Genomic DNA, 26,040 nt, shown 5'->3' on the forward strand with positions numbered 1-26,040 from the left:
TCGGGACCTGGCGTCCCGTCACGCCTGCATGCGCTGCTGCGAGCTGCCCTGACCGAGGATCGCGTTGATGCGCTCGACCAGCTTGCGCGGGCTGAACGGCTTGGTGATGTAGTCGTCGGCGCCGACCTCGAAGCCGACCTTCTGGTCCACGTTGCGGCCCTTGGCGGACAGCAGGATCACGGGAATGGCCTTGGTCGCGTCGTCGGCCTTGAGGCGCTTGCAGGTCTCGTAGCCGTCGAGCTTCGGCATCATGATGTCGAGCACGATGAGGTCGGGCTTCTCCGCGCGCGCCTTCTCGAGCGCCTGCTCGCCGTCGAGCGCGGTGACGACCGCGTAGCCTTCCATGCCGAGGCTGAAGTCCAGGATGTGAACGATGTAGATCTCGTCGTCCACGACCAGGATCTTGCCCTTCGCCATTCCCTTCACCTCCTCGTCCGGCCCTTCGTCGGGACCGGTCTCCGAGTTCCGCCTCGTGACTGCTCCACCCGGTCTGCTGCATCGCGCCCCGGCCGCGGATTCGGGCGGAACGATTTTCGCCTCCGGTATCGGCGGGGATGTCCCCCCGCTTGAGCGGGATCGCGGACCGTGTCAGGCCGCTTCGCGCAGCCTTCCCTCGCGCTCCAGCACCCGGACCAGGGCCTCCACCACCTCGGCGTCGAACTGGCTGCCGGCGGCCCTGCGCAGCTCGACCGCCGCCTGCGCCGGGTCGCGGGCGGGCCGGAACGGCCGTTCGAACGTCATGCTCTGCCAGGCGTCCACGACGGCCAGGATGCGGGCCCCGAGCGGGATCGCCTCGCCGGCGAGGCCGCGCGGGTAGCCGGTGCCGTCCCAGTGTTCGTGGTGGCTCAGGATCAGATCCCGGACCACGCCGAGGTACTCGAGCGGGCGCAGGATCGCGATGCTCACGGCCGGGTGGGTCGAGACCGCGGTGCGCTGCGCCGCGCTCAGCTCGCCGCTGTCGCCGGTCTCGCCGGTGACGCGCACCATGCCGACGTCGTGGATGCTGGCCACGTAGCCGATCACGTCCACGTCCGCGGCGGGCACACCCAGCTCGCGGGCGACGGAGCGCACCAGCTTCACTTCCCGCCGGCCGCCGAGCGAGAGCTCGCGCTTGAGCCGCGTCATGCAGCGCACCGCCTCGAGCGCGTCCTCGATCACGCGATGGCTGTCGGGGTAGGCGCAGGCGCGCTCGATGGCGCTGCCGACGCGCTCGGCCAGCATCACGAGCAGGGTGAGATCGTCCTCGTCGAACGGCTCGCCGCTCGTCTTGTTGTTCGCGTTGATGACGCCGATGATCTCGCCCTCGACGCGCAGCGGCACGCACAGCAGCGACTTGGTCTGGTACTGCGGATGATTGAGCCGCCGGAAGCGGCGGTCGGTCTCGATGTTCTCGACCAGCACCGGGCGCCCCCAGGCCGCGACCGCGCCCGCGACCCCGGAGCGCAGGGTGGTCCGCCGTCCGTTCACGCCCTGCGGCGCGAGGCCGACGGCGGCGGCGACGAACAGGTCGCCGCGATCGGCGTCCACGAGCACGAGCGAGACGATGCCGGTCTCGAGCGTCACCGCGACCATCTCGACGGTCGCCTGGAAGAGCTCGGCGAGGTCCTGGCGCCCGACCGTCTGGCGCGCGATGCGCCGCGCGCGCGCCGAAGCGACCTGGCGCACGGGCATCGCGAGGCTGAAGCGCGTTCCGCCTCCGGGCGGCAGCTCGGCCCACATGCGGCCGCCATGGAGCTGCGCGATGCTGCGGGCGATCGCGAGTCCGACCCGCGTGCCCTCGTGCGAGGGCTGGCCGTTCGGCAGCTGCCGGCGCGCACGGTAGAAGCCCTCGAACACCGCCGAGAGGTCCTCGGTGGGCGGCGGCGGCCCGTCGTCGGTCACCGAAAAGCTCCACTCGTCGCCGTGGACCGCGAAGCGCACGCGCACGGTCGCGCCCTCGGGCGAGAACTCGACCGCGTTCTCGATCAGGTTGGCGAGGGCCCTGCGGGTGAAGTCGGGGTCCAGCTCGACGCGGGCGTCCCCGGATTGTTCGTGGGCGAGCGTCACCCTGCGTCGCGCGGCCGTGTCGGCGAGGGCGGCGCAGACCTCGCGACCGAACTCGGTCAGCGACTGCGTGGTCAGCCGCAGCGTGCACTCGCCGCTCTCGAGCCGTGAGAGGTCGTGAACGTCGGTGACGAGCGCGCCGAGCCGGTTGCATTCGTCGTCAATCACGTTCAGGAAGCGTCCGCGCGGAGCGTTCGGATTGTCGAGGTTGCTGCCCAGCGTCTCGGCGTAGGCCTTGATCGAGGAGAGCGGCGAGCGCAGCTCGTGGGCGACGATCGCCATGAGGGCCGACGCGGCCTCCTGCGCGGTCGCCAGCCGGCGTTCGGCGGCGACGACGCGCGTGCGCTCCTCGTCCAGCGCCCGCACGAGGTCGGCGCGCTCGAACGCCAGCGCGAGCGCGTCGGCAAGCGCCTGCAGGAAGCGCCGCTCGGGCCCCTGCAGCGAACGGGGACCGGCGAAGGCGACGAGCAGGAATCCCCACACGGCGTTGCCCGCCACCAGCGGAAGCGTGCACAGCGCGGCCGGCGGCTGCTGCCAGAGCAGCGTCTCGCGCGGCGCGTTCGCGTCGGCGGAGCCGTCGTCGTACAGGGGGCGGTCGTTGCGCATGACCCACTCGACCGGTCCGCCGTCCTCGGCGAGGTAGGGCGTCTCGACGCCCGACTCCTCGAAGCGGAACAGCGCCCCGCTGCGGCGGTCCATGCGCAGCAACCGCGCGTCCGCGGCGCCCAGCGCCCGCGTGGCGTTGGCGTTGGCGATGCCCCACGAGACGCCGAGGTCGCAGGTCGTGCGCAGGGCGAGCACCGCCTCGGCCAGCAGCGCGACGGCCTCTCCGGGCAGTTCCAGCAGCCGTGTTCCGGGGTCGGTGGGGTTCAAGTCGCTGCTCCTCAGGCGACGCTGCGGTCCGAGTCGGATTCGTGGCGGCGCCGGTCGCCGACCAGCACGCTGCCGCTGATGCCCTTGCCGTGCGCCTTCAGTTCCTGGGCGATGTCGATCAGCTCGGCGAGGTGCGTGACCGGTACGAGGGCCGTGCTGACGAGCGCGATGGTCAGGCTCATGAGCGGAAAGCGCTCGATCGCGTGGCGCCGGCTGAGCACCTCGACGTGTCCGCGCTCGCGGTCCTCCTGGTCGTAGAGCTCGCGCGACGACTGATTGAACCGATTGAGGATCAGTTCTCCGAGACCCTCGGCGCGATCCGGATGGGTCAGCACGACGAAGTCGTCGCCGCCGATGTGGCCGACGAAGCTGTCGGCGCTGCCGGAGCGCTGCGCGGACTCGGTCAGGATGCGCGACAGCATCTGGATGGCCTGGTCGCCTCGCGCGTAGCCGTAGTAGTCGTTGAAGGCCTTGAAGTGGTCGATGTCCACCTGCAGCAGCGCGAACGGCTCGCTGCCGGCGAGCCGGCGGCGGATCTCGTCATTGATGGACAGGTTGCCCGGCAGCCCGGTGAGCGGGCTGGCCGAGCGCTGCTGCTTGCTCCACTCGAGCACGTTGTGGATGCGCAGCATGAGTTCGCCGCGGTTCCACGGCTTGGTGACGTAGTCGTTCGCGCCGCCTTCGAGGCCGTGGACCTTCGCGTTCATGTCGGTCCGGGCGGTGAGCATGACGACCGGGATGTGGCGGGTGCTGAACTGGGCGCGCAGCTGCCGGCAGACCGCGTAGCCGTCGAGGAACGGCATCATGACGTCGAGGAGCATCAAGTCGGGCATCTCGGCGGTGGCCCGCTCGAGCGCCTGGCGGCCGTCGTGGGCTTCGCTGACCTCGTAGTCCTCGAGTTCCAGCTGCATGCGGAGCACATCCCGCAGCGCCGGTTCGTCTTCCGCGATGAGAATTCGAGCCTTCGGCACACCCAGCTCCCGTTCGGGATAGCGGACGCTTCCGGTCCCCCCGCACCCTCCGCCGACCAGCACAGCAACGCGCGTACCCGGCCCGGGGGCGGCCGAACGTCCGCGATGTCCCCGGGTTTATCGGCCTGCCCGTGCGGCCGCTTGCGATGTTTGTGGAAACACGCCCAGCCCCCGCCTTCGCGTGCGGATCGCGCCGGGGCGTGCGGAATGCAACGCCGGAGGGTCCGGGCTGGTAGCGCGGGTCCTTCGCGCCGGGCGGTGGCCCGGCCCGTCGGGCAGCCGGCTCAGCCGCCGAGCGGCAGGCCCGAGGCTTCGAGCGAGGCGGCCGCGTCCAGCTCGGGTCCCGAACGCTCGCCGCGCGCCAGGCGCCACGCGCCGACCAGCGCGATCATCGCCGCGTTGTCGGCGCACAGGCGTGGCGAGGGAATGCGCAGCGCGACGCCAAGCTGCCCGCACGCCTCGCCCAGCGCGGCGCGCAACGCTCGATTGCACGCCACGCCACCGCCCAGGCACAGCGCCTTCGCGCCGACGTGCACGATCGCGCGCAGGCTCTTGCCCACCAGCGTCTCGACCACGGCGGCCTGGAACGACGCCGCGACGTCGTTCACGAACTCCTCCGGGTAGGGCGGCTCGCCGCGGCCCTTGAGCACGTTCGCGACGGAGGTCTTGAGGCCGGAGAAGCTGAAGTCGAAACCGGGCCGGTCGAGCATCGGGCGCGGGAAATCGAAGGCGTCGGCACGGCCCCGCGTCGCGAGCCGGTCCAGCACCGGCCCGCCGGGAAATCCCAGTCCGAGGCGCTTGGCGACCTTGTCGTAGGCCTCGCCGGCGGCGTCATCGAGCGTCGCGCCGAGCCAGCGGTATTCGCCCAGCCCTCTCACCTCGACCAGCTCCGTGTGCCCGCCCGAGACGACGAGCGCCACCGCCGGCAACGGGCACTCGCCATGTTCGAGCGAGCTCGAGTGCAGGTGCGCCTCGATGTGGTTGACGCCGATCACCGGCACCCCCAGCGCCGCGGCCCATGCCTTGGCGAACGCCACGCCCACCACCAGCGAGCCGACGAGCCCGGGGGCATGCGTGACCGCGATCGCCGTCAGGTCCTTCGGCGTCACGCCCGCTTCGGCGAGCGCTCCTTCGACCAGCTTCGGAAGCAGCTCGAGGTGGGCGCGCGAGGCCAGCTCCGGCACGACGCCGCCGTAAAGGCGGTGCACGTCCTGGGCGGCGATCAGGTGCGAGCGCAGCCGCCGGCCGTTCTCGAGGACCGCGACGCTGGTGTCGTCGCACGAGGTCTCGATCCCGAGAACCAGCCCCGCGGCGGGATCGGTGCGGGTCACGGCGCCTCCGGCGCAAGCTGCGCCTCGAGCCATGCCAGGTACTTCGGTGCGCCCGCCGCGACCCGCACCGCCAGCAGCTCGGGCGTGTCGTAGGGGTGCAGGTCGTGCAGGCGCGAGAGCAGCGCCGTCCAGTCCTGCTTGCGCGTCTTGAGCAGCACCACGACCTCGCGCTCGTCCTTCATGCGGCCCTCCCAGCGGTAGAGCGAGCGTGCGCCCGGCAGCAGGCTGGCGCAGGCGATGAGGCGCTCCTGCAGAAGCACCTGCGCGACGCGCGCGGCGTCCTGTTCACTGGCAAAGCTGGTGAAGGCGATCAGGGCTTCGGTCATGGCTCTCGCCCGGGATTCCCGGACCCCGGGAGGACGAGCTGCTCGAACAGATGCGCCAGCGCCTTCGCGGGGTCTTCGCACAGTCCCTCGTGCACCTCGGAGACCTGGATCACCGTGCTGCGCGGCGCGACCAGCCAGCGGAAGCGCTCCGGCGCGTCGAGCGCCCCGATCGGACCGGAGCCCTCGCCGCCCGCGGCGATCTTCTCGATGCTCGCGAGATGCGCGTGAATCGTGGCCACGTCGGCATCCGGCGCGAGTGCCGAAAGCCGCGCGTGATCGAGAGCGACGCGCGCGCCCAGCCACATGAGCGAGCGGCACCAGACGATGACGCCCGCGTTGAAGCACTCGCCGCGTTCGACGCGCGGCACGACGCGGACGGTCGCGTACTCAAAGGAGCGTCGCTCGGGCACGCGCCGCCTCCTGTTCGAAGATCGCGGCGTTCGCGAGGCGGCCCGCGAACCAGGCTTCGTAGGCCGCACGCGTCGCGGCCGGGTCGCCCGGTGCGTCGGGCGCCGCGAGCCACGCGTCGGGCAGCGCGGCGAGCAGGGCCTTCACCGGCGCGACCGCAAGCTCCGCGCGCAGCGCCTCGCCGGCGTCGGCGAGCCGCGTCGCGCGCGGCAGCAGCACGTGTTCGCGCACCGGCGCGAACGGGCTGGCGGCGCTGGCCCGCGCGCCGTTCCACGCATGGTGGAAGTAGAGGCTGGCCCCGTGATCGATCAGCCAGAGCTTCGTCCCCGTGAGCAGCAGGTTCGGGTTCCGGGGCGTGCGGTCCACGTTCATGACGAAGGAGTCGAACCAGACGAGCCTGGAGGCCAGCGCTTCGTCCACCACGGGCGGCGCGATGGGGTCGTAGGACACGGCGCCGGGCAGGAACCCGAGCCCCAGGTTCGCGCCGGTGCTCGCGCGCAACAGGTCGCGGATCTCGGGGTCGGGCTCGTTGCGCCCGAACGCCTCGTCCAGCTCGAGCCGCACCATGCCCGGCACCGCGAAGCCGCAGGCCCGCGCCAGCTCGCCCGCCAGCCACTCGGCGATCAACGCCCGCGGTCCCTGCCCCGCGCCGCGGAACTTGGCGACGTAGAGCCGGCCGTCCGAGGCCTCGACCACGGCCGGCAGCGAGCCGCCTTCGCGAAGGGGCGTGACGTAGCGGGTGGCGAGGAGCGTCTGCATGGGTGGCGAAGGCTAGGGGGCACGCGGGGCGGATGGCAAACGGCGGGCGGGCGCCATCGCGTCCGGGCGCGCTGCGCCACCGCGCCCCACCCCTACCGGTACGCCACGCAGTACGCGATCCAGCAATCGTCGTTGTCGAGCTTCGCGCGGCGGTGCAGGCGGCCGGTGTGCGTTCGCCGCGCGGCGTCCCAGCCTTCGCTCCAGACTTCGAAGTCGCGGAAGCCGGCCTCCATCACGGCGTCGCGCAGTTCGGGCAGCGTGTACATGCGCCAGTCGTAGGTGAAGGCCCTGCGCAGGACCGTGCCGTCGCGAAGCTCGAAATGAATGTGCGCCACGAGATTCCTGGTCAGCGGCTCGAAGCGCGCCTGCTCCCAGACATAGGTGAAGCCCGGAACGGCCTCGCCGTCCGGGCCGTTCGCGGCGCCCTTGCGCGTGCGCTCTTCGAGCGTCCGCTCGGCGCGTGATCCTCCGAAGGCGTTCAGCACCAGCACGCCCCCCGGAGCCAGCGACGCCCTCGCCGCGCGCAGGTACGCCAGCAGGTCGGCGCGCGCATGAAAGATCCACCATGAAAAGTTCAGGGCGCAGGTCACGTCCGCCAGCGGCCTCCGCACGCGGCGCACATCGCCGCGCACCAGCGTCACGCGCCCCCCGGTGCCGCGCGCGAACGGCAGGCGATGCCGGCGCGCCCACGCGAGCGGCTCGGGATCCAGGTCCACCGCCCACGCGCGGTTCGCGGGGTGGCGCTGCGCCCAGCCCACGGCCAGCGCGGCCGTGCTGCAGAAGTCCTCGCGAAACACGCGGGCCTCGCGGCCGTTGCGGGCGCGATAGACCCGTTCGAGAAAATCCAGGTCCCAGTCCACGCCCTGCACGGCGACTTCGTAAAGGGCGTGACGGTCGCGATAGGCGCCGGGAGGCGGCCTGCGGCCCCGCGCGGGGGACGTCATCGCGCCGGGTCCGCGGACGGCGCGGCTTCGCTGACCAGCAAGCTTGGCATGGACCCTCTCTCAAGTATCATGCGGCCGATTCCGTTCGCACCCGGCGGGGCACGCCGGGCCGCGCATGTTCGCGAGGGCGGCGCGGAGCGTCAAACGCATCCCTTTCGCGCGGCGCGAAGCGCGCCGCGCCGGAGAGCCATGGCCGGCCGTCCTGCGTCCCGGCGCGCGCCGACGCGCTGGGCATCGTTGTCCGACGAGCACCTGCTCGACCTGCGTTTCAGCGATCTCGGACTGCGCCTGGAAGGTTCGTGGGCGGAGGCGCGCGTGCACGAGGTGTGGGCCGAACTCGAGGCGCGCGGGCTGCGCCTGAAGCCGCACGCGTGGCTCTCGACCGAGTGGTTCTCCCCCGAAGGCGTGCCCGGCATCGCGATTCCCTTCTACCTCGCGCACCCGCGGCTGCTGCGGCTCGAGCGCCGCATGCTGCTCGAAGCCGAGGGCGGCACGCGCGAGGAGTGCCTGCAGATCCTGCGGCACGAATCCGGTCACTGCGCGCAGCACGCCTGGCGTCTCAGCCGCCGCGGCGGCTGGCGGCGGCTGTTCGGGAACACCCACAAGCCCTACCCCGTCACCTACCGGCCCGACCCCTCGAGCCAGCGCCACGTCCAGCACCTGCGGCAGTACTACGCGCAGGCGCACCCCGACGAGGACTTCGCCGAAACCTTCGCGATCTGGCTCACGCCGCGCTATCCGTGGCGGCGGCGCTACGCGGGCTGGCCCGCGCTGCGCAAGCTCGAGTGGGTCTCCGAAGCGATGCGCGAACTGCGCGGCGTCGCACCGACCGTTCGCGCGCGCCGCACCGTCGAGCCTCTCGACTCGGTGCGCCGCACGCTGGGCGAACACTACGCCGACCGTCAGGAAGCGCTGTCGCGCTGGCGGCCGAGCGTGCCGGACCGCGACCTGCAGCGGCTCTTCCCCGCCGAGCCCGGCCGCCGCGGCGACGCCGCCAGCCGCTTCCTGTCGCGCAACCGGCGCGAGATCCGCCGGCTCGTGTCGCGCTTCACCGGCGAGTCGCCGTTCACCATCGAGCGCGTGCTGGACGACGTCATCGCCAGTTGCCGGGTGCTCGACCTGCGCGCCTCGGGCAGCGAGCGCCGCCTGCGGGTGGACGTGGCGCTGCTGCTCACCGTGCGCACCGTGCACTTCCACTACAGCCGGCGAAACTGGGTGGCGCTGTGAACGGGCCCTGCGTGGCGCCGGCCGCGCGTCCCGGCGGGGCGGGCTCGTGAAGAAGCCCCTGCGCATCCTCGTCGTCATGCACCCGACGCTCGTGCCACCCGACACGCTCAAAGGCCGCACGCCGGAGGAGATCAATCTCTGGAAGACCGAGTACGACGTGGTCTCGAACCTGCGCGGCCTCGGGCACGAGGTGCGCGCGCTCGGCGTGCAGGAGGAGCTGAACCCGATTCGCGTCGCCGCCGAGGAGTGGAAGCCCGAAGTCGTCTTCAATCTCCTCGAGGAGTTCCACGGCGTCTCGAACTTCGACCAGCATGTGGTCGCCTACCTCGAGCTGCTCAAGCTCGCGTACACCGGCTGCAATCCGCGAGGCCTCGTGCTCGCCCGCAGCAAGGCGATCACCAAGAAGATCGCCGCCTACCACCGCGTGCGCGTGCCCGCGTTCTTCGTCGTCCCACGAGGGCGCAAGGTCGTCCGGCCGAAGAGGCTGCGCTTTCCGCTGTTCGTGAAGAGCGTCAGCGAAGAGGCCTCGCTCGGCATTTCGCAGGCCAGCATCGTCGAAAGCGACGAGAAGCTCGCCGAGCGCGTGCGCTTCATCCACGAGTCCATCGGCTCCGACGCGCTGGTCGAGGAGTACATCGAGGGACGCGAGCTGTACGTGGGCGTGATCGGCAACGAACGGTTGCGCGTGCTGCCGACCTGGGAGCTGGATTTCGGCAAGCTCGTCGAGTCGGGCGAGCCGATCGCGACCGCGCGCGTCAAGCACAGCCCCGAGTACCAGAAGAAGCACCGCATCGACATCCGCCGCGCCGGCGAACTCGAGCCGGCCGTCGAACGGCTGATTCAGCGCACCACGCGGCGCGTGTACCGCATGCTCGAGCTCGACGGCTACGCGCGGGTGGATTACCGCCTCACCTCGAAGGGCGAGCTCTACCTGCTCGAAGCGAACCCCAATCCCGAGATCGCCGAAAAGGAGGAGTTCTCCAGCGCCGCCGCCGCGGCCGGACTCGGCTACCGGGCGCTGCTCGCGCGCATCCTGGGTCTCGCCGTGTCGCGCCCCGGCCGACTGGACTGAGCGCCGCGACCGCGGCCGCGAGGCGCTGCGTGCCACGCGTTGCCAGATCCCGAACCCGGTGCTAAGCCTCCCCGGCCTCACCGAACGACGCTCCGTCGTCCCACCCCGAAATCCCGAGGCGGCCGTGAAGCTCTCCCTGTTCCCGAAGGAAGAGGACTTCTTCCTGCTGTTCCGCAAGCAGGCCGAACTGGTCCGCAGCAGCTGCGACCAGCTGCACGAGATGATGGAGAAGTTCGACCGGCTCGAGGAGCGCGCGAAGGCGCTCCGGGAAACCGAGCACCGCGCCGACCTCGTCACGCACGAGCTGTTCGAGAAGCTCAACCGCACGTTCATCACGCCGCTGGAACGCGACGACATTCACGACCTCGCCAGCGGGCTCGACGACGTCGTGGACGCGGCCGAGGCGATCGGCAGCCGGCTGCTGCTGTTCGGCATCACCTCCTCGCGCCCCGAAGCCGTGCGCATGACCGCGATTCTCGCCGAGTGCGGACGCCAGATCGAGAAGGCCGTGGACGGCCTCAAGAACATGCAGAACCTGATGTCGTTCACGATCGAGATCAACCGGCTCGAGAACGAGGCCGACATCATTTCGAGGCAGGTCGTCGGCGAGCTGTTCACCGGCCGCCACGAGGTGCTCGACATCCTGCGCTGGAAGGAGATCATCGGCCGGCTCGAGAACGCGGCGGACCAGTGCGAGGACGTCGCGAACACGATCGAGTCCATCGTGATCAAGAGCCGCTGACGCCCATGGCGCTGCCTTTCCCGCCGGAAATCCTGTTCGTCATCGCGGTCGCGCTCGCGTTCGACTACAGCAACGGCTTCCACGACGCGGCCAACTCGATCGCGACCATCGTCAGCACCCGGGTGCTGTCGCCCCGCCAGGCCGTCGCGTGGGCGGCGTTCTTCAACTTCGCGGCATTCGGCGTCTTCGGCGTGCACGTCGCGCAGACGATCGCCAAGGGAACCGTGCACCCGGACATCGTGACGCCCGCCATCGTGCTGGGCTCGCTGACCGGCGCGCTGGCCTGGAATATCCTCACCTGGTGGTGGGGACTGCCCACCTCGTCGTCCCACGCCCTGATCGGCGCCTTCGTGGGCTCGGCGCTGCTGGACGCCGGGCCGGGGGCGATCGTCGCCTCGGGGGTGCTGAAGACGGTGGCCTTCATCGTCATCTCGCCCGTCCTCGGCCTGGTGCTCGGCTTCGGGCTGATGCTGGCGACGGTGTGGATCTTCCGGCGGTCCACGCCGCGCCGGGTGGACGTACTTTTTCGGCGGCTCCAGCTCGTCTCGGCGGCGCTGTTCAGCCTCGGCCACGGCTCGAACGACGCGCAGAAGACGGCGGGCATCATCACCGCGCTGCTCTACTCGACGGGCCACCTCAGCGGCGACTTTCACGTGCCGTTCTGGGTCATCCTTTCCAGCTACGGCGCGATCGGGCTCGGCACGCTTTCGGGCGGCTGGCGGATCGTGAAGACCATGGGCATGAGCATCACCAAGCTGCAGCCGGTCGGCGGCTTCTGCGCCGAGACCGCCGGCGCCTGCGCCCTGTTCGGCGCCAGCGCGATGGGCGTTCCCGTCTCCACCACGCACACCATCACCGGCGCCATCGTCGGCGCCGGCGTGAGCGCCACCGGGAGGCTTTCCGCCGTCCGCTGGGGCGTCGCCAGCCGCATCGTCTGGGCATGGGTGCTCACCATGCCGGCGGCTGCTATCGTGGCGGCGATCTGCCTGAAGCTCATTCACCTCAGCGGGCTGCTCTAGACCCGCGCCCCGACCGGAGAAATCATGCAGCGCATTGACGACCTCGTTGCCCGCGCCGCCGTTGACCGTTCGCAGCCCGACTGGCGTACGCGGTTGCCCCGTCCCGCGGCGGCCGCCTTCGCTCCCGGAGAGAGCTGGCGCGCCCGTATGGCCACGAACAAGGGCGAGCTCGTGATCCGCCTGCTGCCCGACACCGCGCCCATGCACGTCACGAGCTTCGCCTACCTCGCGCGACTCGGGTTCTTCGACGGGCTCACGTTCCACCGCGTGATCCCCGAGTTCATGGCGCAGGGCGGCTGCCCGCTCGGCACCGGCACCGGCGGCCCCGGCTACAAGTTCGACGGCGAGTACTCGAAGGACGTGCGCCACGACCGCGGCGGGTTGCTGTCCATGGCGAACGCCGGCCCGGGCACCGACGGCAGCCAGTTCTTCCTCACGTTCGTGCCGACGCCGTGGCTCGACGGCAAGCACAGCATCTTCGGCGCCGTCGAAGGCGGCGAAGCCACGCTGCGCGCGCTCGAGGCGTGCGGCTCGGCCTCCGGCCGGACCAGCGAGAAGCTCACGATGGACCGAGTCACGATCGAGATCGGCTGAAGCCCCGGGTCGCGCCCGCGCCCACCCGCCACGGAGAACCCCGCATGAAGGTGATCGAGGACCTCAAGCTCCGCCTGCTCGAAGTGTTCGACCTGAACCACGCGGCCGCGCTGCTGCGCTGGGACCAGACCACCTACATGCCGCCCGGCGGCGCGCCCGCGCGCGGTCGCCAGACCGCGCTGCTCAGCCGGCTCGCTCACGAGAGGTTCACCGACCCCGCCGTCGGCCGGCTCATCGAGCAGGCCGAGAAGGAGTCCGCGACGCTGCCCGCCGACTCCGACGAGGCCGCGCTCGTGCGCGTCGCGCGCCGCGAGTACGAGCAGGCCGTGCGGATCCCCACGGCGCTCGTCGCCGAGTTCAACGAGCACACCGCGACCATCTACCAGGCATGGACCGCGGCGCGGCCCGCGAACGATTTCGCGGCCGTGCGGCCGCTGCTCGACAGGACGTTGGACCTGAGCCGCCGCATGGCGAACTGTTTTTCGGGTTGGGAGAGCATCGCCGATCCGCTCATTGATTTCTCCGACCACGGCATGAAGGCGAGCACCATCCGGCCCCTGTTCCGCGACCTGCGCGCGCGGCTCGTGCCGATCGTGCGCGCCATCACGTCGCGCCCGCCGGCCGACGACGCGTGCCTCAAGCAGTTCGCGCCCGCGGCCGACCAGCTCGCCTTCGGCGTCGAGGTACTCCGGGCCTACGGTTACGACTTCGAGCGCGGCCGGCAGGACCTGACGCATCACCCCTACATGACCAAGTTCTCGCTCGGCGACGTGCGCATCACCACGCGCGTACGCGAGGACGACGTCACCGACGCGCTGTTCTCGACGCTGCACGAGTGCGGGCACGCCGTGTACGAACAGGGCATCCGCCGCGAGTTCGAGGGCACGCCGCTCGCGAACGGCGCCTCGTCGGGCGTGCACGAAAGCCAGTCGCGGCTGTGGGAGAACCTCGTCGGCCGCAGCCTCGGCTTCTGGCGCCATTTCTACCCGCGCCTGCAGGCGACGTTCCCCTCGCAGCTCGGCAGGGTTCCGCTCGAGACGTTCCACCGCGCGATCAACAAGGTCGAACGCTCGCTGATCCGCGTGGACGCCGACGAGGTCACCTACAACCTGCACGTCATGCTGCGCTTCGACCTCGAGCTGGACCTGCTCGAGGGTCGCGTCGCGGTCGCCGACCTGGCGCGCGTGTGGCGCGAGCGGTTCGAAGCCGATTTCGGCCTGCCCGTTCCGGACGACCGCAACGGCGTGCTGCAGGACGTGCACTGGTACTCGGGCGTGATCGGCGGGGCGTTCCAGGGCTACACGCTGGGCAACATCCTGAGCGCCCAGATCTTCGCGGCGGCCCGCGCCGCGAAGCCGGCCATCCCGGCCGAGATCGAGCAGGGCCGCTTCGGCTCGCTGCACGACTGGCTGCGCGAGAACGTCTACCAGCACGGGGCGAAGTTCCCGCCCGACGAGCTGGTGCGCCGCGCGACGGGCGCGCCGATGTCGCTCGAGCCCTACCTCGACTACCTGTGGGGCAAGTACCAGCCGCTCTACGGGCTCGCCGAGAGCGAACGGGTGGGAGCCGCCACGACCGCGTGAGCTTGCGGCGCGGGCGCCGCGAACGCGCGACGCTCCTGCCGCCGGCGGCGCCGGCCTTTCGCGCGTCGCCCGGCCGCTCAGTCCTCCCGGTGCACGAGACCCGGGGAGAAGGCCGGCAGGCAGACGGCGACGTATTCGGCGCCGTCCTCGCCCGGACTCGAGTAGCGCACGCGTTCGCCCGCGCGCGTCAGGACCGCCTCGCCCGCCCGCACGTCGAGCGCGCCGCCGTCATGCTCGACCCGCAGGCAGCCGCGCAGCACCACGGTGTACTCGTCGAACTCCGGCGCCTGCGCCGGCTCGCGCCAGCCCGCGGGACTTCGCATGTGCGCGATGCTCACGCGTGATTCGCCGTTGTTCGCCCGGCCGACGTACTCGTCAATCCATTTCGGCTTGCTGCCGGCGGCCGTGACACGGGTCGGGGCGGCGATGTGGACAGGCAAGCGCTTCACCTCATCGAGCGGAGGCGTCCGGGATCAGTGCGCGAGCGGCCGGACGGCCCTCGCGCCCCAGACACGGTCGAGACTGCGATCGCGTCCGCAGCCCGTGCGGTAGGCACGATAGCGCTCCGGGTTCCTGCGCGCGAAGTCCTGGTGATACTCCTCGGCCGGCCAGAAGGCCTGCGCGGGCCGGACCTGCGTCACGACGCGGCCCTTCAGGCCGCCCGCCCCGGTCAGCGCCGCGCGCGTCTGCAACGCGACGCGCTGCTGCGCCGCGTTCCGGTAGAAGACCGCGCTCGTGTAGGACTCGCCCCGATCGCAGAACTGGCCGTCGGACTGCGTCGGGTCAATGCCGTGCCAGTAGCGATCGAGCAGTTCCGCATAGCCGATCCTCGCGGGATCGAAGGCGATGCGCACCGCTTCGAGGTGGCCGGTCGTTTCCGAACAGACCTCCTCGTAGGTCGGGTTCGCCGTCCGGCCGCCGGTGTAGCCGGAGACCACCGAGAGAACCCCCGGCACGCCCTCGAACTGCGACTCCATGGACCAGAAGCAGCCGCCCGCGAAGATCGCGGTGTCGGCTCGTGCCGTGGAGGTCCCGGGCGCGGCGCCGGCGGGTGCGGCCGCCGAGGCGAAGTTGGCGAACCACACGCTGCCGAGGAGCCAGGCAGAGGCGATGAGCGGGCGAAAGTGGAACATGGGCCGGCATCCGGAGGGTGGAAACCACGGTGCCGCGCCGGGTGCGCGGCAGGCGTGCAGATGGTCCCCGCGCTCTCGGGATTGCCCGGTGTTTGCAAGGGATTCGGCATACCCGAGGTCCCTGGCACGTATGGCCGCGAGCGGTGTCCGGCACTGTCGCCGCGACGGCCGGCGAGGGCGCGGCACCGGCGGTAGGAAAACGAGCGGTCGTCGCGATGCGGCGCGTCCCGAACTCCGGAGCCCCGCGCCTGGCACGCCGCGCTCAACTGCCCGCGGCGCGGTCCTTGAGCCACACGTGCGCCTCGGCGAATGCCGCCTCCAGCGGCAGCGCGCCACCGGCGGCGTGGGCGGTCGCGAACTCGGACGAACCCATCGCCTCCTCGGCGCGGCGCCGGAGCGGGTCGTGGAAGCGCGCGTCGGCCGGCTCGCGCTGCGCGCCGGTGCGCGCGTACGCCGTCTCGGACGCGCCGTAGAAGCGGGCCGTCGTCGCCGGCTCGCCGAGCAGCGCCGCGAGTCCCGCGGTGACGTCCAGCGCCGCGACGAAGATGCGCTTCGAGCCGGAATCGGCCGCGTGGCCGGCGGCTTCCGCGATCGCCGCCAGCGCGCCCCGCACGTCGCCGACGGTCGCGCGGAGCATGGCGAAGTTGCCGAGCGTGATCGCGAGGCCCGCCGGATGGTGGCGGTGCCGGGCCATCGGCAGCAGCTCATCGTAGATCCGCAATGCGGATTCCGCGTCGCCCTCCGAGCGCAGGATCTCGCCGAGGTAGGTGAGCGCGCTGGTCAGCGGCTGCGCCTTCCGTGCGCTGCGCGCCTCCGCCACGTACTCCTCACACAGGGCGCGGGCCTGCTGGACCTCGCCCGCGGCATAGGCAGCGCACGCGGCGGCATCGAGGGCCGACAGCAGCACCATCGGTTCCGCGAGCCCGCGCGCGATGCCGAGCGCCTCGCGCCCGGTCGCGAGCGCGTCGCCGTAGGTGCCGCGGAAATAGCACATGTCGGAAAGCATCGAAAGGGCGCGCGCCCGGCCCCCGGTCCGCGCCGACTGGTCGCCACGGGCGAGTGCCTCGCGGATCACGCGCATGCCCAGTTCGAGCAGCCCGCGATCGGGGCAGTATCGGCGGAGCGGCACGAGCAGCGCCAGCCCGAGCTCAGCGCCGTTCTCGGCGTGGTCGCACCAGACATGCGCGGCCAGGATGTTCTCCAGCTCGCGGTCCACCATGCGGTGCAGTTCCGACGTGGGCTGCTCCTCGTAGCGACGGTCGTAGTCCTGGACGAACCGCACGAAGCGCCCGAGGTGACGGCCCCGAACCGCGTCGCGACCCGGCGAGGCGTTGAGCATCTCGAGCGCGTACTGGCGAACCGTCTCGAGCATCGAGTAGCGAGCCTCGCCGTCCTCGCGGCCCACCGTGACCAGCGACTTGTCCGCGAGGTGCGTCAGCCGGTCGAGCACGTCGAACTCGTCGGCGTCCTCGCCCGCGACCGCGACCGCATCGGGAAGCGTCCAACCGCCCGCGAACACGGCCAGATCGCGGAACAGGGCCTGTTCGGGCGGCTCGAGCTGGTCCACGCTCCACTGAATCGTTGCCCGCAGCGTCTGGTGGCGTGCGAGCGCCTTGCTGCCGCCGGTCAGCAGCTTGAAACGGTCGTCGAGCCTGGCGCGGATCTGCTCCGCGGTGAGCATCTTGATCCGCGCCGCCGCCAGCTCGATCGCGAGCGGCATCCCGTCGAGACGGCGACAGATCTCGGCGACGGCGGGCGCTGTGGCCGCGGTGAGCGCGAAATCGCTCGACGCGAGTCGGGCGCGGTCCACGAACAACTGCACCGCGTCGGACTCCTCGACCGCGTGCAGGTCGGTCTGCGCGGCGGCGCTCGGCACGCCGAGCGAGCGCAGCGCGAACACGTGCTCGCCCTCGATGCCGAGCCCCTCGCGGCTGGTGACGAGGATGCGCACGTGCTCGGTCGCGGACAACAGCGCGTCGGCCGCCTCAGCCGTCGCCGCGAGCAGGTGCTCGCAGTTATCGAGCACGAGCAGCACGCGCCGGCCCTCGAGGTGGCGTGCGATCGTCTCGAGCAGCGGACGGCCCGCCTCCTCCTGCACGCCCAGCGTGGTCGCCAGCGCGAGCGTCAGGCGCGAGTCCTCGGACACCGGCGCGAGATCCACCCACCAGGCGCCGTCGGGGTGGGTCTCGAGCAGGCTCTCGGCGAGCCGCAGGCCCAGCCGCGTCTTGCCGCAGCCTCCCACGCCCGTGAGCGTCAGCAGGCGCGTCTCGCCCATGCGGCGCGCACATTCGGCCAGCTCGCGCACGCGGCCGACGAAACTCGTGCGCTGTTTCGGCAGGTTGCCCGGCACGGCGCGCTCGCGCTGCGCGGGCGCCGGTGTCGGCGTGCGCGCGCCGGCGACGGCCATCGCCAGCGCCTCGGCGAAGCGTGCCATGCCGGCGTGCCGGTCCGCCGGCGCCTTGGCGAGCGCCTTCTCGATCACGCGTTCGACCGCGTCGGGTATTCCCGGCCGCACCGAGCGCAGGGGCGGCACCGGGTCGCGGGCGTGCCGGGCGAGCAGTGCCGGTACGGACCCCGCGGTGAACGGCGGCTGGCCCGCGAGCATCTCGTACAGCACGCAGGCCAGGCCGTACTGGTCCGCGCGCCCGTCGAGCCCCGCGTCGCCGGCGGCCTGCTCAGGCGCCATGTACAGCGGGGTTCCGAGCGTGAAGCCCGCTTCGGTCGCCGCGTGCGTCGCCGCGATCGTCGTCGTGGCGGCGTCGCGCGAGGTCGCGCGGGCGATGCCGAAGTCCGCCACCATCGCGATACCGTCCGAGAGCAGCACGTTCTCGGGCTTGACGTCGCGGTGCACGAGGCCCTGCGCGTGCGCGTGCCCGAGCGCGCCGGCGATCTCACGGGCGAGCCGCAGCGCCTCCTCGAGCGGCAACTGGCGCTCGCGATCCAGCCGCGCGCGTAGCGACTCGCCGGCGACGTACGGCATCACATAGTAGAGCTGCCCGGCGGCCGCGCCCGAGTCGAAGAGCGGCAGGACATGCGGGTGCGAGAGCCGCGCCGCCACTTCGATTTCGCGGAGAAAGCGGTCGGGGCCGATCGCGGCCGCAAGCTCCGGCCGCATCACCTTGAGCGCCACCTTGCGACGGTGCTTGAGGTCGTCGGCGAGGTACACCGTCGCCATGCCGCCGCGTCCGAGTTCGCGTTCGATGAGGTAGCGGTCGGCCAGCGCCGTCGCGAGGGAATCAGGGAGCGTGCTCAGAGTCGGGTCCGGGACGGAAGGCGGACGATTCGTGGCGAGAACGGGGAAACAAGTTATCACGCGAACGGCGCGACCCGCCGCAACATTCTCGCGATGCCTCCGCTTCGGAGTGCGCGATCCACGCGCGTTCAGGCCCGCGCGCGCTCCGGCGCGAACCAGCCGGCGACCCGGCGCACGAGGCGATGCAGGAAGCGCGCGAGCATCCACGTCACGGCGACCATCGCGATCACCACGACCGCGAGCACCGGAAAGAAGATCCACGGGTGCGCCCAGGCGAGCCACAGCGCGAATGGCGCCGCCACGTCGTCGAGCAGCGACAGCCCGAAGTTCGAGAACGGCTCGGGCGAGGTGTTCGCGGCGGTGCGCGCCGTGGACCTGGCGGTGTGGCTCACGGCCGCCAGCGTGCCGCCGAGCAGCCCCGCGATCACCGCCATGCTGCCGTGGTCCACGCCGAACACCGCCGCCGCGAGCGCCGCGCCGCCCGGCACGCGCACGATCGTGTGGACGATGTCCCACAGAGAATCCAGCGCCGGAATCTTGTCCGCGAGGAACTCGACGAGCAGCATCAGGCCGCTCGCTCCGAGCACCAGCGGGCTCTGGAGCACCTCGAGGCCCGGCGGCAGGTGCACCCAGCCGAGTCGGCCGACGAGGCCGGTGACGAACACGACCGCGTAGAAGCGCAGGCCGCTGGCCCAGCCGAGCGCGGCGGCGATCGCCATCAGGTGCGTGGTGTCGGGCTGCAGGTTCACGGCGCGGAAGTTACCCCGGCGCGGCGACCGTGGCCATCGCGCGACGATCCACCGCCGCCGGCGGGCGTCGGGCGTGTCGCGCCGCGGCGGGCCATGCCGGCGCGCGCCGGCCGGGAGGAGCGGCTAGACTGCGTCCGCCGGAGCCTGAGCGGCGCCGCTGCGCCGCCGACCCACGGCTTCCGGCGAGCCACGGACGGACCATGAACCTGCGCGAGAGCGCGGGCGTCGCGCTGACGGCGCTGCGCGCGAACAAGATGCGGTCGTTCCTGACCCTGCTCGGTGTGATCATCGGCGTCTCGTCGGTGATCGCCGTCATGTCGCTCGTGCAGGGCCTGAACCAGTATGTCGCGAAGCAGCTCATGTCCTCGGGGTCCAACGTCTTCACGATCGACCGGGTCGGGCTGGCGTTCGACAACCTCACGTTCCAGGACCGCCTGCGCCGCCCCCCGCTCACACGCGAAGACGCCGCGCTCATCGCCCGCAACGCGCCGCACGTCGCGGCCGCGGTCGCCGAGCGCCAGGCCAGCGCTCCGCTCCGTCGGGGCTCGCGCTCGCTGGGCAGCGTGCGCATCACCGGCGTGGAGCCCGACTACATGCTCGTGGACGACCTGCCCGTCGCGCGCGGGCGCGCGTTGTCGGAAGCCGACGAACTGGCCCACGCGCCCGTGTGCGTGATCGGCGCCGACGTCGCCGACGAGCTGTTCGGCAACGCCGACCCGGTCGGACGCGACCTGCGGCTCGGCGCGAACCGCCTGACCGTGGTCGGCGTCGGCGAGCGCAAGGGCTCGGCGTTCGGCCAGAGCCGCGACCTGTACGTCGTCGTTCCGTTCGGCCTGTTCGAGCGGATCTGGGGGCGGGTCGCGAGCGTGGACATCAAGGTGCGCAGCCACTCGCCCGCGGACTTCGAACAGGCGCAGGACGAGAGCCGCGCGATCCTGCGCGTGGCCCGCCACCTGCGACCGGGGCAGGCCGACAACTTCGAGATCGTGACCCCCGAGATGCTCATGAGCCTGTGGAAGAACCTCTCGGGCGCGCTGTTCGTGGTCATCGTCGGCGTGTCGCTCATCTCGCTCGTCGTGGGCGGCATCGTGATCATGAACATCATGCTGGTCTCCGTGACCGAGCGGACCCGGGAGATCGGAATCCGCAAGGCGCTCGGGGCGCGCCGCCGCGACATCCTGTTCCAGTTCCTGATCGAGTCCACGACCATCGCCATGGCCGGCGGCGTGGTCGGGCTGGCCCTGGGCGTGCTGATCGCGCTGCTCATCGGCGCGGTGTCGCCGCTGCCGATCTTCGTGAGCCCGCTCGCGGTCGTGCTCGGGCTCGTGACCTCGACCCTGGTCGGGGTGTTCTTCGGCTCCTACCCGGCGACGCGCGCGGCCCGCCAGGACCCGATCGAGGCGCTGAGGTACGAATGACGGAAACGGGAACGGGGACCCCGGCGGGCCCGCCGGCGCCTTCCGCCGCGCGCGGCGCGACGACCGGCATGCTCGGCGAAGTCCTGCGCATGGCGTTCCATTCGCTGCGCGCGCACACCCTGCGCTCGCTGCTCACGACGCTCGGCGTCGTCATCGGCGTGATGACCGTGGTGGCGATGGCCAGCATCATCGAAGGCTTCAATCAGAGCGTCTCGCGTTCCATCAACCAGTTCGGCTCGCACGTCATCTACGTGCGCACCTTCCGCCCCGGGTTCTTCGTCGGGGGCTTTCCCGACAGCCTGCGCCACCGCAAGGCCTTCACGCCCGAGGACGCCCGGGCGATCCGCGAACAGTGTCCCGACGTCGCGTACGTCAACGTCATGAGCTTCGCCGAGGGCGCCACCGTCTCGTACCGCGGGCACACCTCACGCGGGCTCCAGGTGCTCGGCTCCGACACGCAGGTTCAGTACGTGCTCAAGTACGACCCGGCCGTCGGGCGGTTCTTCACCGACGAGGAGGTGCAGCGCCGCGCGCAGGTCATGGTCATCGGCAAGGACATCCGCGAAGGACTGTTCCCGAGGGGCGGCAGCGCCATCGGCAAGACCGTGCACCTGGGCGGGCAGCCGTTCGTGATCGTCGGCGAACTGGAACCCAAGGGTCGCAGCCTGTTCGACAACCCCGACGAGCTGATCACGATTCCCTACACGACGCTCGAGAAGTATTTCCCGCCGCCTCCGAACGCGCCGTTCTACGTGCCCAAGCGCGGCTACTACTACTTGAACGCCGTCGCCGTGAGCCCGGAGCGGACGGCGGCCGCGGTGGACGAGATCCGCGAGCTGCTGCGCACCCGCCGCGGGCTGCGCTCGGATCAGCCGGACAACTTCGCGGTGCTCACGGAGCAGTCGCTGTCGGAACTCTACGACCAGCTCACCGGGGCGACCTTCGCCGTGATGCTGATCATCTCCTCCATCGCGCTCGTCGTCGGCGGCATCGGCGTGATGAACATCATGCTGGTCGCGGTCACCGAGCGGACCCGCGAGATCGGACTGCGCAAGGCCGTCGGCGCCCGGCGGGTGACGATCCTCGTCCAGTTCCTGCTCGAGGCGACGATGCTGACCGGCCTCGGCGGCGTCATCGGCATCACCCTCGGCGCCGGCCTCGGACAGATCGTGCGCGCCGTCAGCCCCCTGCCGGCGCACACGCCCCTGTGGGCCGTGCTGCTCGCGTTCGGGACGTCGGTGGCCGTCGGCGTCTTCTTCGGCCTGCAGCCCGCGATGAAGGCGGCCCGGCTCGATCCCGTCGAGGCGATGCGCTTCGAGTAGCGCCGGCGGCGGATTTTCCCGTTGCGCCCGCGGCCGGATCCGACTAGATTGCCGCCCACGTCGCCGCGCGCGTGGTGCGCGCGGCCGTACGCCGGAAGGAGCGAGTCCATGGAAGCCACCGTGTCGGTTTCCCGCGCGTCACGCCCTGTCCGGCCCAGCGCCTAGCGCCGAGAGAGCACCCCTCGCCGCCCGCGCCGCTCCGCTCAGGAGCGGCGTTTCGTTTTCGCGCCCGATCGTGACGCCCGCGCCTCGTCCCGACCCATCGGTCGCGCCGCTCGGCGCGTCCGCGCGCAACCCTCTCGAAAGGCGCCACCGCCATGTCCCTGTCTTCGCTGGGCTGGAATGCCCGCTTCGAAACCGCCTTCGCTCCGCACCGTGCCGCCGGCCTGACGCCCGCGCGCGTGGCACGCGAGGACCGCGACCGCTACGTCGTGCTCGACGAAGGCGGTGCCCGTTCCGCCGAGCTGGCCGGCCGGTTGCGGCACGAGGCGCGCTCGCGCGCCGAGCTGCCTGCCGTCGGCGACTGGGTGGCCCTGCGGCCGGGCGCCGCGTCGTCGGCCGTCGTGCACGCGCTGCTGCCGCGGACCAGCGCGTTCGTGCGAAAGGTCGCCGGCGGGAACACCGAGGAGCAGGTCGTGGCCGCCAACGTGGACACCGTCTTCCTGGTCAGCGGGCTCGACGGCGACTTCAATCCGCGCCGCATCGAGCGCTACCTGGCCTCGGCGTGGGATAGCGGCGCCGAGCCGGTCGTGGTCCTCAACAAGGCCGACCTCGCCTCCGACCCCGGGGCGCTGATCGCCGCCACCGAGGCGGTCGCGCCGGGCGTCGCCGTCGTGGCGCTCTCGGCGCTCGAAGGCCGCGGCGTCGGGACGCTCGCGCGCTGGCTCGCGCCGGGCCGGACGGTCGCTCTGCTGGGCTCGTCCGGCGTCGGCAAGAGCACCCTCGTCAACGCCCTGCTCGGCGAACCGCGGCAGGCGACGGGCGGCGTTCGCGAGGACGATTCGCGCGGGCGGCACACGACCACGCATCGCGAGCTCGTGCCGCTGCCCGGCGGCGCGCTGCTGCTCGATACGCCCGGCATGCGCGAGCTGCAGCTGTGGGGCGACGAATCGGGGCTCGGCGAAGCGTTCCCAGAGATCGCCGAGCTCGCCCGTCGCTGCCGGTTTCGCGATTGCCGGCACGAACGCGAGCCGGGCTGCGAGGTGCTCGCCGCGCTCGAACGCGGCGAGCTGGACGCGGAGCGGCACGCGTCGTGGGCGAAGCTTCAGCGCGAGCTGGCCTGGCTCGCCGCCCGGCAGGACGCCCGCGCGCGCTCCGAAGCCGCCTCGAAGTGGAAGGCGATCTCGAAGTCCATGAAGCGGCACCCCAAGGCGGATCGCTGGAGGTGAAGGGTCGTGCGCGCCAGCGCGCGGATCGGAACCGCAGGGCCGATCCGGGGAGGTCAGCGCAGCAGCTCCTCGATCTTCCGGTCCAGTTCGCGGTAGGACACGTCGCAGGAGCGGTGCAGAAGTTCCCCCGAGGGGTGGTATTCGCCACCCCCGTGCACCCAGCGTACGATCCCGTCGCGATCGAGCAGGAACGAGACCGAGACCCAGTTGCGGTCGGGATGGCCGTCCAGCCACCAGTGCCGGAGCGTCGCCCACTGGTCGTCCACCGCGATCGGACCCCCGAAACCGTACCTGGACGCCCACGCGAGGACGAGGCTGTCGCTCACGGCCCCGGGCTCGTTCGGATGGTAGGCGCCGAGCACGACCAGCCCGCGAGGCGCGAAGCGTTCGCGCAGCTTCTCGACCGCCGGCAGCGTGTTGCGGCAGAAGCGGCAATCGTCCGTCCAGAAGCGGATGAGCACGACCTTGCCGCGCAGCGAGTCGGGCGTGAGCGGAGCCGTGCGCAGCCAGCGCGAGAAGCGGAACTCGCGCGCCGGCCGGCCGATCAGCTCGACGCCGGAGTCCGGGCCCAGCTCCGGGTGCGCCCGCAGCGAATCGAGCGGCACGCGAGGCTGCGAATGCTCGTGCGCGCCGGCCCGCGCGACGGGCCCGCCGGCCACGGCCAGCACGCCGAGGCACAGGGGCAGGAAGATGCGCGGTAAGACTCGCGGATCAGCACGGGTGTATTTCATGGCCGCGAAAGGCTAGTCTACCCGGGCAGTCCCAACAACCATCCAGGGGAAGTTTCACTCGAACGTGAGGAGGCACGCATGAACAGGAAGTTCAACCTCATTGCCGGCCTGCTGCTGGCGCTTGCCACGACGATGATGGCGGCTGGGCTGGCGTCGGCCAACCCGCTGCCCAAGTCGCTCGGCAAGGTGGACCCGAACGCGCCGTGCTTCCGCTGGCCGGCGGTGGACCTGGACGGCGACGGTGTCTACGACCGCGTGGACTATTGTCCGGACACTCCCAAGGGTTGCGCCGTGGACCAGTGGGGCTGCTCCTCGGACGCGGACGGCGACGGCGTCTGCGACGAGCTGGACCGCTGCCCGAACACGCCCAAGGGGGAGAAGGCCGACAAGCAAGGCTGCTCGGCGAGCCAGTCGCCGATGGCCGCCGTCACGCCCCCGGTCGAACAGCCCAAGCCCGTGACGCCGCCGCCCGCGCCGGCTCCGCCGCCCCCGCCGCCGGCGCCCAAGACCGAGGTCGAGCGCCAGCTGGTCGAAGGCGGCACCGTGCGGCTGCAGAACATCCTTTTCGAGACCGGCAGCGCGAAGCTCCTGCCGGAGTCCGAAAAGTCGTTGAACGAGGCCGGTGAGGCGCTCGCCAAGTATCCCGACCTGCAGATCGAGATCGGCGGGCACTCCGACAGCCGCGGCGCGGCGGCCGCGAACCGCAGGCTTTCGCAGTCGCGCGCCGAGTCGGTGCGCGAGTACCTGCTCAGCCATTTCTCGGCGCTGCGTTCGGACAACCTCGTCGCGAAGGGCTACGGCGAGTCGCAGCCGCTCAACCAGGAGCGCACCGCCGCGGAACTGCAGGAGAACCGCCGCGTCGAGCTCAAGGTGCTGAACCCGCAGGTGCTGCCCGGCAACGTCAAGATCGAACGCTGAAGCCCGCGGCTCCGCCGCGCGTCGAACGGGCCGGGGACGCCGACGTCCCCGGCCCGTCTTCACGTCCGCCCGAGCCGGAGGTTCCGTTCGCCTTCCGGCTTTCGGCTCCGCGTCCCCCCGTCCTGCCCGGAGGCTTCCGACATGCGCCCACGTGCGCTCGCCGTCGTTCTCGCCCTGTTGCTCTCCAGCCCCGCGCTCGCCGACGAGGCGAAGTCCCTCGAGCCCGGCCCGTGGAAGTACACGACCGTCCTGAACCTCAACCTCTCGCAGAGTTCGTTCAGTTCGAACTGGGCGGGCGGTGACAAGGGCTCGATCGTCTGGGTGCTCGGGGCCAACGCCTCGGCCGAACGGCAGTTCAGCTCGCACTTCAACCTGCTCAACACCCTCCAGCTCGCCTACGGCCAGACGTCGAAGCAGGTGGAGGATGGCGCGGGCGGCCGGACCTGGGACACCCCGGACAAGACCACCGACCAGATCGTGCTCGAAACGGTCGGCCGCTGGACCACGACGGGGCCGCTGGATCCTTATCTTTCGCTTCGCGGGGAGACGCAGTTCGAAGACCAGAGCAACCCGCTCGGCGTGCTCCGCTTCAATCCGGTGAAGCTCAAGGAGAGCGCCGGCATCGCGCGCGTGCTGCGCAAGTCCGCCGACTCGGAGGCGATCACGCGGCTCGGCTTCGGCCTGCGCCAGGCGATCGGGCGCACGCTGACCGCCGGCCCGCCGATCGGGAAGGAGCGCTACACGACCCTCGACGGCGGCCTCGAATGGCAGACGAGCGTCAAGCAGCCGATCCTGCAGAAGAAGGTGCTCTGGACCGGGTCGCTCCTCGTCTTCCAGCCGCTGTTCTTCTCGGACGCGAGCGACCTGAAAGCCTTCGACGCCGAGGCCCGCGCGGCGGTCCCCGCTCATGAGAATGTGGCCGGCTACTGGCGAACGGCCGACCTCGGCGCCCAAAGTCTCTTCTCGGCCCAGATCACCAGGAGCCTCGGTGTCGAGCTGTTCGCCCAATGGGTCTACGACAAGTTCGACAACGCCACGAACGTGGATCCCTCCAGCCCGCTGGCAGTCCGGACCGCCGAAATCAGCAGGAGCGTCCGCAAGGCCGGCCAGTTCAAGGAGACCCTGGCTCTGGCGCTCAAGTACCAGATCTTCTGAACTTCCGGGGGCCGGATTGGGGCTCACAGACAGCGCCGCGCAGGCTGGCCGGGATCGGCGGGCGACCCGGGCGGCAACCTG

24 protein-coding genes are annotated in these 26,040 nt (G+C 71.4%); 11 read left to right on the plus strand and 13 right to left on the minus strand.

Translation table 11 applies throughout. From position 1 onward, the window contains the following. Positions 1-18: 18 nt before the first annotated feature. The 8 genes from IT347_07310 to IT347_07345 all read right to left on the minus strand — a co-directional run bounded on the left by IT347_07310 (position 19) and on the right by IT347_07345 (position 7,655). Positions 19-417, minus strand: a complete 399-nt coding sequence (locus tag IT347_07310) for a response regulator (protein ID MCC6349381.1) — start codon at positions 415-417, stop codon at positions 19-21. A 171-nt stretch (positions 418-588) separates the two neighbouring features. Continuing rightward, a complete protein-coding gene (locus tag IT347_07315; protein MCC6349382.1) occupies positions 589-2,916 on the minus strand; it encodes a GAF domain-containing protein in 2,328 nt (775 codons plus the stop codon). An 11-nt stretch (positions 2,917-2,927) separates the two neighbouring features. Then, complete coding sequence (locus tag IT347_07320) at positions 2,928-3,887, minus strand: response regulator (protein ID MCC6349383.1); 960 nt, start codon at positions 3,885-3,887, stop codon at positions 2,928-2,930. A gap of 284 nt (positions 3,888-4,171) precedes the next feature. Continuing rightward, positions 4,172-5,251: a tRNA (adenosine(37)-N6)-threonylcarbamoyltransferase complex transferase subunit TsaD gene (tsaD, locus tag IT347_07325; GenBank protein ID MCC6349384.1), complete on the minus strand. Its 1,080-nt coding sequence runs from the start codon at positions 5,249-5,251 to the stop codon at positions 4,172-4,174. Then, positions 5,215-5,544, minus strand: coding sequence for a divalent-cation tolerance protein CutA (locus tag IT347_07330; GenBank protein MCC6349385.1), 330 nt, complete (start codon positions 5,542-5,544; stop codon positions 5,215-5,217). The genes tsaD and IT347_07330 overlap by 37 nt, the downstream gene beginning before the upstream one ends. Then, positions 5,541-5,954: a DUF3037 domain-containing protein gene (locus IT347_07335; protein MCC6349386.1), complete on the minus strand. Its 414-nt coding sequence runs from the start codon at positions 5,952-5,954 to the stop codon at positions 5,541-5,543. Before IT347_07335 ends, IT347_07330 begins: the two co-directional genes overlap by 4 nt. Next, positions 5,932-6,711 carry an aminotransferase class I and II gene (locus tag IT347_07340; GenBank protein ID MCC6349387.1) on the minus strand — a complete coding sequence of 260 codons (780 nt, stop codon included), beginning with the start codon at positions 6,709-6,711 and terminating at the stop codon, positions 5,932-5,934. Before IT347_07340 ends, IT347_07335 begins: the two co-directional genes overlap by 23 nt. Before the next feature lie 92 nt (positions 6,712-6,803). Further along, entirely contained in the window at positions 6,804-7,655 is an 852-nt protein-coding gene (locus IT347_07345; protein ID MCC6349388.1) for a class I SAM-dependent methyltransferase, read from the minus strand. Between the two features lie 189 nt (positions 7,656-7,844). Here IT347_07345 and IT347_07350 point away from each other — a divergent pair, with 189 nt between their 5' ends. The 6 genes from IT347_07350 to IT347_07375 all read left to right on the plus strand — a co-directional run bounded on the left by IT347_07350 (position 7,845) and on the right by IT347_07375 (position 13,892). Continuing rightward, on the plus strand, positions 7,845-8,882 hold the full coding sequence (locus tag IT347_07350) for a putative zinc-binding metallopeptidase (protein ID MCC6349389.1): 1,038 nt from the start codon (positions 7,845-7,847) through the stop codon (positions 8,880-8,882). 76 nt (positions 8,883-8,958) lie between these two features. Further along, positions 8,959-9,954 carry a D-alanine--D-alanine ligase gene (locus tag IT347_07355; protein ID MCC6349390.1) on the plus strand — a complete coding sequence of 332 codons (996 nt, stop codon included), beginning with the start codon at positions 8,959-8,961 and terminating at the stop codon, positions 9,952-9,954. A 124-nt stretch (positions 9,955-10,078) separates the two neighbouring features. Then, positions 10,079-10,696: a DUF47 domain-containing protein gene (locus IT347_07360; protein ID MCC6349391.1), complete on the plus strand. Its 618-nt coding sequence runs from the start codon at positions 10,079-10,081 to the stop codon at positions 10,694-10,696. A gap of 5 nt (positions 10,697-10,701) precedes the next feature. Next, on the plus strand, positions 10,702-11,715 hold the full coding sequence (locus IT347_07365; protein ID MCC6349392.1) for an inorganic phosphate transporter: 1,014 nt from the start codon (positions 10,702-10,704) through the stop codon (positions 11,713-11,715). Positions 11,716-11,862: 147 nt separating this feature from the next. Further along, positions 11,863-12,309, plus strand: a complete 447-nt coding sequence (locus tag IT347_07370) for a peptidylprolyl isomerase (protein MCC6349393.1) — start codon at positions 11,863-11,865, stop codon at positions 12,307-12,309. 44 nt (positions 12,310-12,353) lie between these two features. Next, positions 12,354-13,892, plus strand: a complete 1,539-nt coding sequence (locus IT347_07375; GenBank protein MCC6349394.1) for a carboxypeptidase M32 — start codon at positions 12,354-12,356, stop codon at positions 13,890-13,892. Positions 13,893-13,969: 77 nt separating this feature from the next. Here the strand turns inward: IT347_07375 and IT347_07380 are convergent, their stop codons facing one another. From IT347_07380 to IT347_07395, 4 genes are all read right to left on the minus strand, one after another. Beyond that, positions 13,970-14,332 (minus strand): cupin, encoded by a 363-nt coding sequence (locus IT347_07380; GenBank protein MCC6349395.1) that lies wholly within the window; start codon positions 14,330-14,332, stop codon positions 13,970-13,972. Between the two features lie 33 nt (positions 14,333-14,365). Next, complete coding sequence (gene msrA, locus IT347_07385) at positions 14,366-15,025, minus strand: peptide-methionine (S)-S-oxide reductase MsrA (GenBank protein MCC6349396.1); 660 nt, start codon at positions 15,023-15,025, stop codon at positions 14,366-14,368. Positions 15,026-15,287: 262 nt separating this feature from the next. Continuing rightward, a complete protein-coding gene (locus IT347_07390; GenBank protein MCC6349397.1) occupies positions 15,288-18,200 on the minus strand; it encodes a protein kinase in 2,913 nt (970 codons plus the stop codon). A gap of 206 nt (positions 18,201-18,406) precedes the next feature. Continuing rightward, positions 18,407-18,997, minus strand: coding sequence for a DUF4126 domain-containing protein (locus IT347_07395; GenBank protein ID MCC6349398.1), 591 nt, complete (start codon positions 18,995-18,997; stop codon positions 18,407-18,409). Positions 18,998-19,227: 230 nt separating this feature from the next. On the opposite strand from IT347_07395, the gene IT347_07400 reads away from it, so the two are divergent. The 3 genes from IT347_07400 (at position 19,228) to rsgA (ending at position 23,155) form a co-directional block, all read left to right on the plus strand. Beyond that, the gene (locus tag IT347_07400; protein MCC6349399.1) at positions 19,228-20,445 is read left to right on the plus strand and encodes an ABC transporter permease; all 1,218 of its coding nucleotides are present in this window, start codon (positions 19,228-19,230) and stop codon (positions 20,443-20,445) included. Continuing rightward, positions 20,442-21,767 (plus strand): ABC transporter permease, encoded by a 1,326-nt coding sequence (locus IT347_07405; protein ID MCC6349400.1) that lies wholly within the window; start codon positions 20,442-20,444, stop codon positions 21,765-21,767. Before IT347_07400 ends, IT347_07405 begins: the two co-directional genes overlap by 4 nt. A 317-nt stretch (positions 21,768-22,084) precedes the next feature. Continuing rightward, positions 22,085-23,155, plus strand: coding sequence for a ribosome small subunit-dependent GTPase A (rsgA, locus tag IT347_07410; protein MCC6349401.1), 1,071 nt, complete (start codon positions 22,085-22,087; stop codon positions 23,153-23,155). Between the two features lie 53 nt (positions 23,156-23,208). Here rsgA and IT347_07415 read toward each other — a convergent pair whose 3' ends face one another. Further along, a complete protein-coding gene (locus IT347_07415; protein MCC6349402.1) occupies positions 23,209-23,886 on the minus strand; it encodes a redoxin domain-containing protein in 678 nt (225 codons plus the stop codon). A 78-nt stretch (positions 23,887-23,964) separates the two neighbouring features. Between IT347_07415 and IT347_07420 the strand changes: the two genes are divergently transcribed. Together IT347_07420 and IT347_07425 are read left to right on the plus strand one after the other, a co-directional pair. Continuing rightward, the gene (locus IT347_07420; protein MCC6349403.1) at positions 23,965-24,804 is read left to right on the plus strand and encodes an OmpA family protein; all 840 of its coding nucleotides are present in this window, start codon (positions 23,965-23,967) and stop codon (positions 24,802-24,804) included. A 141-nt stretch (positions 24,805-24,945) separates the two neighbouring features. Further along, positions 24,946-25,959, plus strand: coding sequence for a DUF3078 domain-containing protein (locus IT347_07425; protein ID MCC6349404.1), 1,014 nt, complete (start codon positions 24,946-24,948; stop codon positions 25,957-25,959). Positions 25,960-26,040 lie beyond the last annotated feature (81 nt).

It is taken from the genome of Candidatus Eisenbacteria bacterium, from assembly GCA_020847735.1.
GTDB lineage: Bacteria > Eisenbacteria > RBG-16-71-46 > RBG-16-71-46 > RBG-16-71-46 > CAIXRL01.

Bases quoted from the DNA above. Each gene is read 5' to 3' on its own strand.
- IT347_07310 (MCC6349381.1), bottom strand. From the start codon at position 417: ATGGCGAAGGGCAAGATCCTGGTCGTGGACGACGAGATCTACATCGTT.
- tsaD (MCC6349384.1), bottom strand. From the start codon at position 5,251: ATGGCTCGAGGCGCAGCTTGCGCCGGAGGCGCCGTGACCCGCACCGAT.
- IT347_07330 (MCC6349385.1), bottom strand. From the start codon at position 5,544: ATGACCGAAGCCCTGATCGCCTTCACCAGCTTTGCCAGTGAACAGGAC.
- IT347_07340 (MCC6349387.1), bottom strand. From the start codon at position 6,711: ATGCAGACGCTCCTCGCCACCCGCTACGTCACGCCCCTTCGCGAAGGC.
- IT347_07345 (MCC6349388.1), bottom strand. From the start codon at position 7,655: ATGACGTCCCCCGCGCGGGGCCGCAGGCCGCCTCCCGGCGCCTATCGC.
- IT347_07350 (MCC6349389.1), top strand. From the start codon at position 7,845: ATGGCCGGCCGTCCTGCGTCCCGGCGCGCGCCGACGCGCTGGGCATCG.
- IT347_07355 (MCC6349390.1), top strand. From the start codon at position 8,959: ATGCACCCGACGCTCGTGCCACCCGACACGCTCAAAGGCCGCACGCCG.
- IT347_07365 (MCC6349392.1), top strand. From the start codon at position 10,702: ATGGCGCTGCCTTTCCCGCCGGAAATCCTGTTCGTCATCGCGGTCGCG.
- IT347_07370 (MCC6349393.1), top strand. From the start codon at position 11,863: ATGGCCACGAACAAGGGCGAGCTCGTGATCCGCCTGCTGCCCGACACC.
- IT347_07375 (MCC6349394.1), top strand. From the start codon at position 12,354: ATGAAGGTGATCGAGGACCTCAAGCTCCGCCTGCTCGAAGTGTTCGAC.
- msrA (MCC6349396.1), bottom strand. From the start codon at position 15,025: ATGTTCCACTTTCGCCCGCTCATCGCCTCTGCCTGGCTCCTCGGCAGC.
- IT347_07390 (MCC6349397.1), bottom strand. From the start codon at position 18,200: ATGGCGACGGTGTACCTCGCCGACGACCTCAAGCACCGTCGCAAGGTG.
- IT347_07395 (MCC6349398.1), bottom strand. From the start codon at position 18,997: ATGGCGATCGCCGCCGCGCTCGGCTGGGCCAGCGGCCTGCGCTTCTAC.
- IT347_07400 (MCC6349399.1), top strand. From the start codon at position 19,228: ATGAACCTGCGCGAGAGCGCGGGCGTCGCGCTGACGGCGCTGCGCGCG.
- IT347_07405 (MCC6349400.1), top strand. From the start codon at position 20,442: ATGACGGAAACGGGAACGGGGACCCCGGCGGGCCCGCCGGCGCCTTCC.
- rsgA (MCC6349401.1), top strand. From the start codon at position 22,085: ATGTCCCTGTCTTCGCTGGGCTGGAATGCCCGCTTCGAAACCGCCTTC.
- IT347_07415 (MCC6349402.1), bottom strand. From the start codon at position 23,886: ATGAAATACACCCGTGCTGATCCGCGAGTCTTACCGCGCATCTTCCTG.
- IT347_07420 (MCC6349403.1), top strand. From the start codon at position 23,965: ATGAACAGGAAGTTCAACCTCATTGCCGGCCTGCTGCTGGCGCTTGCC.
- IT347_07425 (MCC6349404.1), top strand. From the start codon at position 24,946: ATGCGCCCACGTGCGCTCGCCGTCGTTCTCGCCCTGTTGCTCTCCAGC.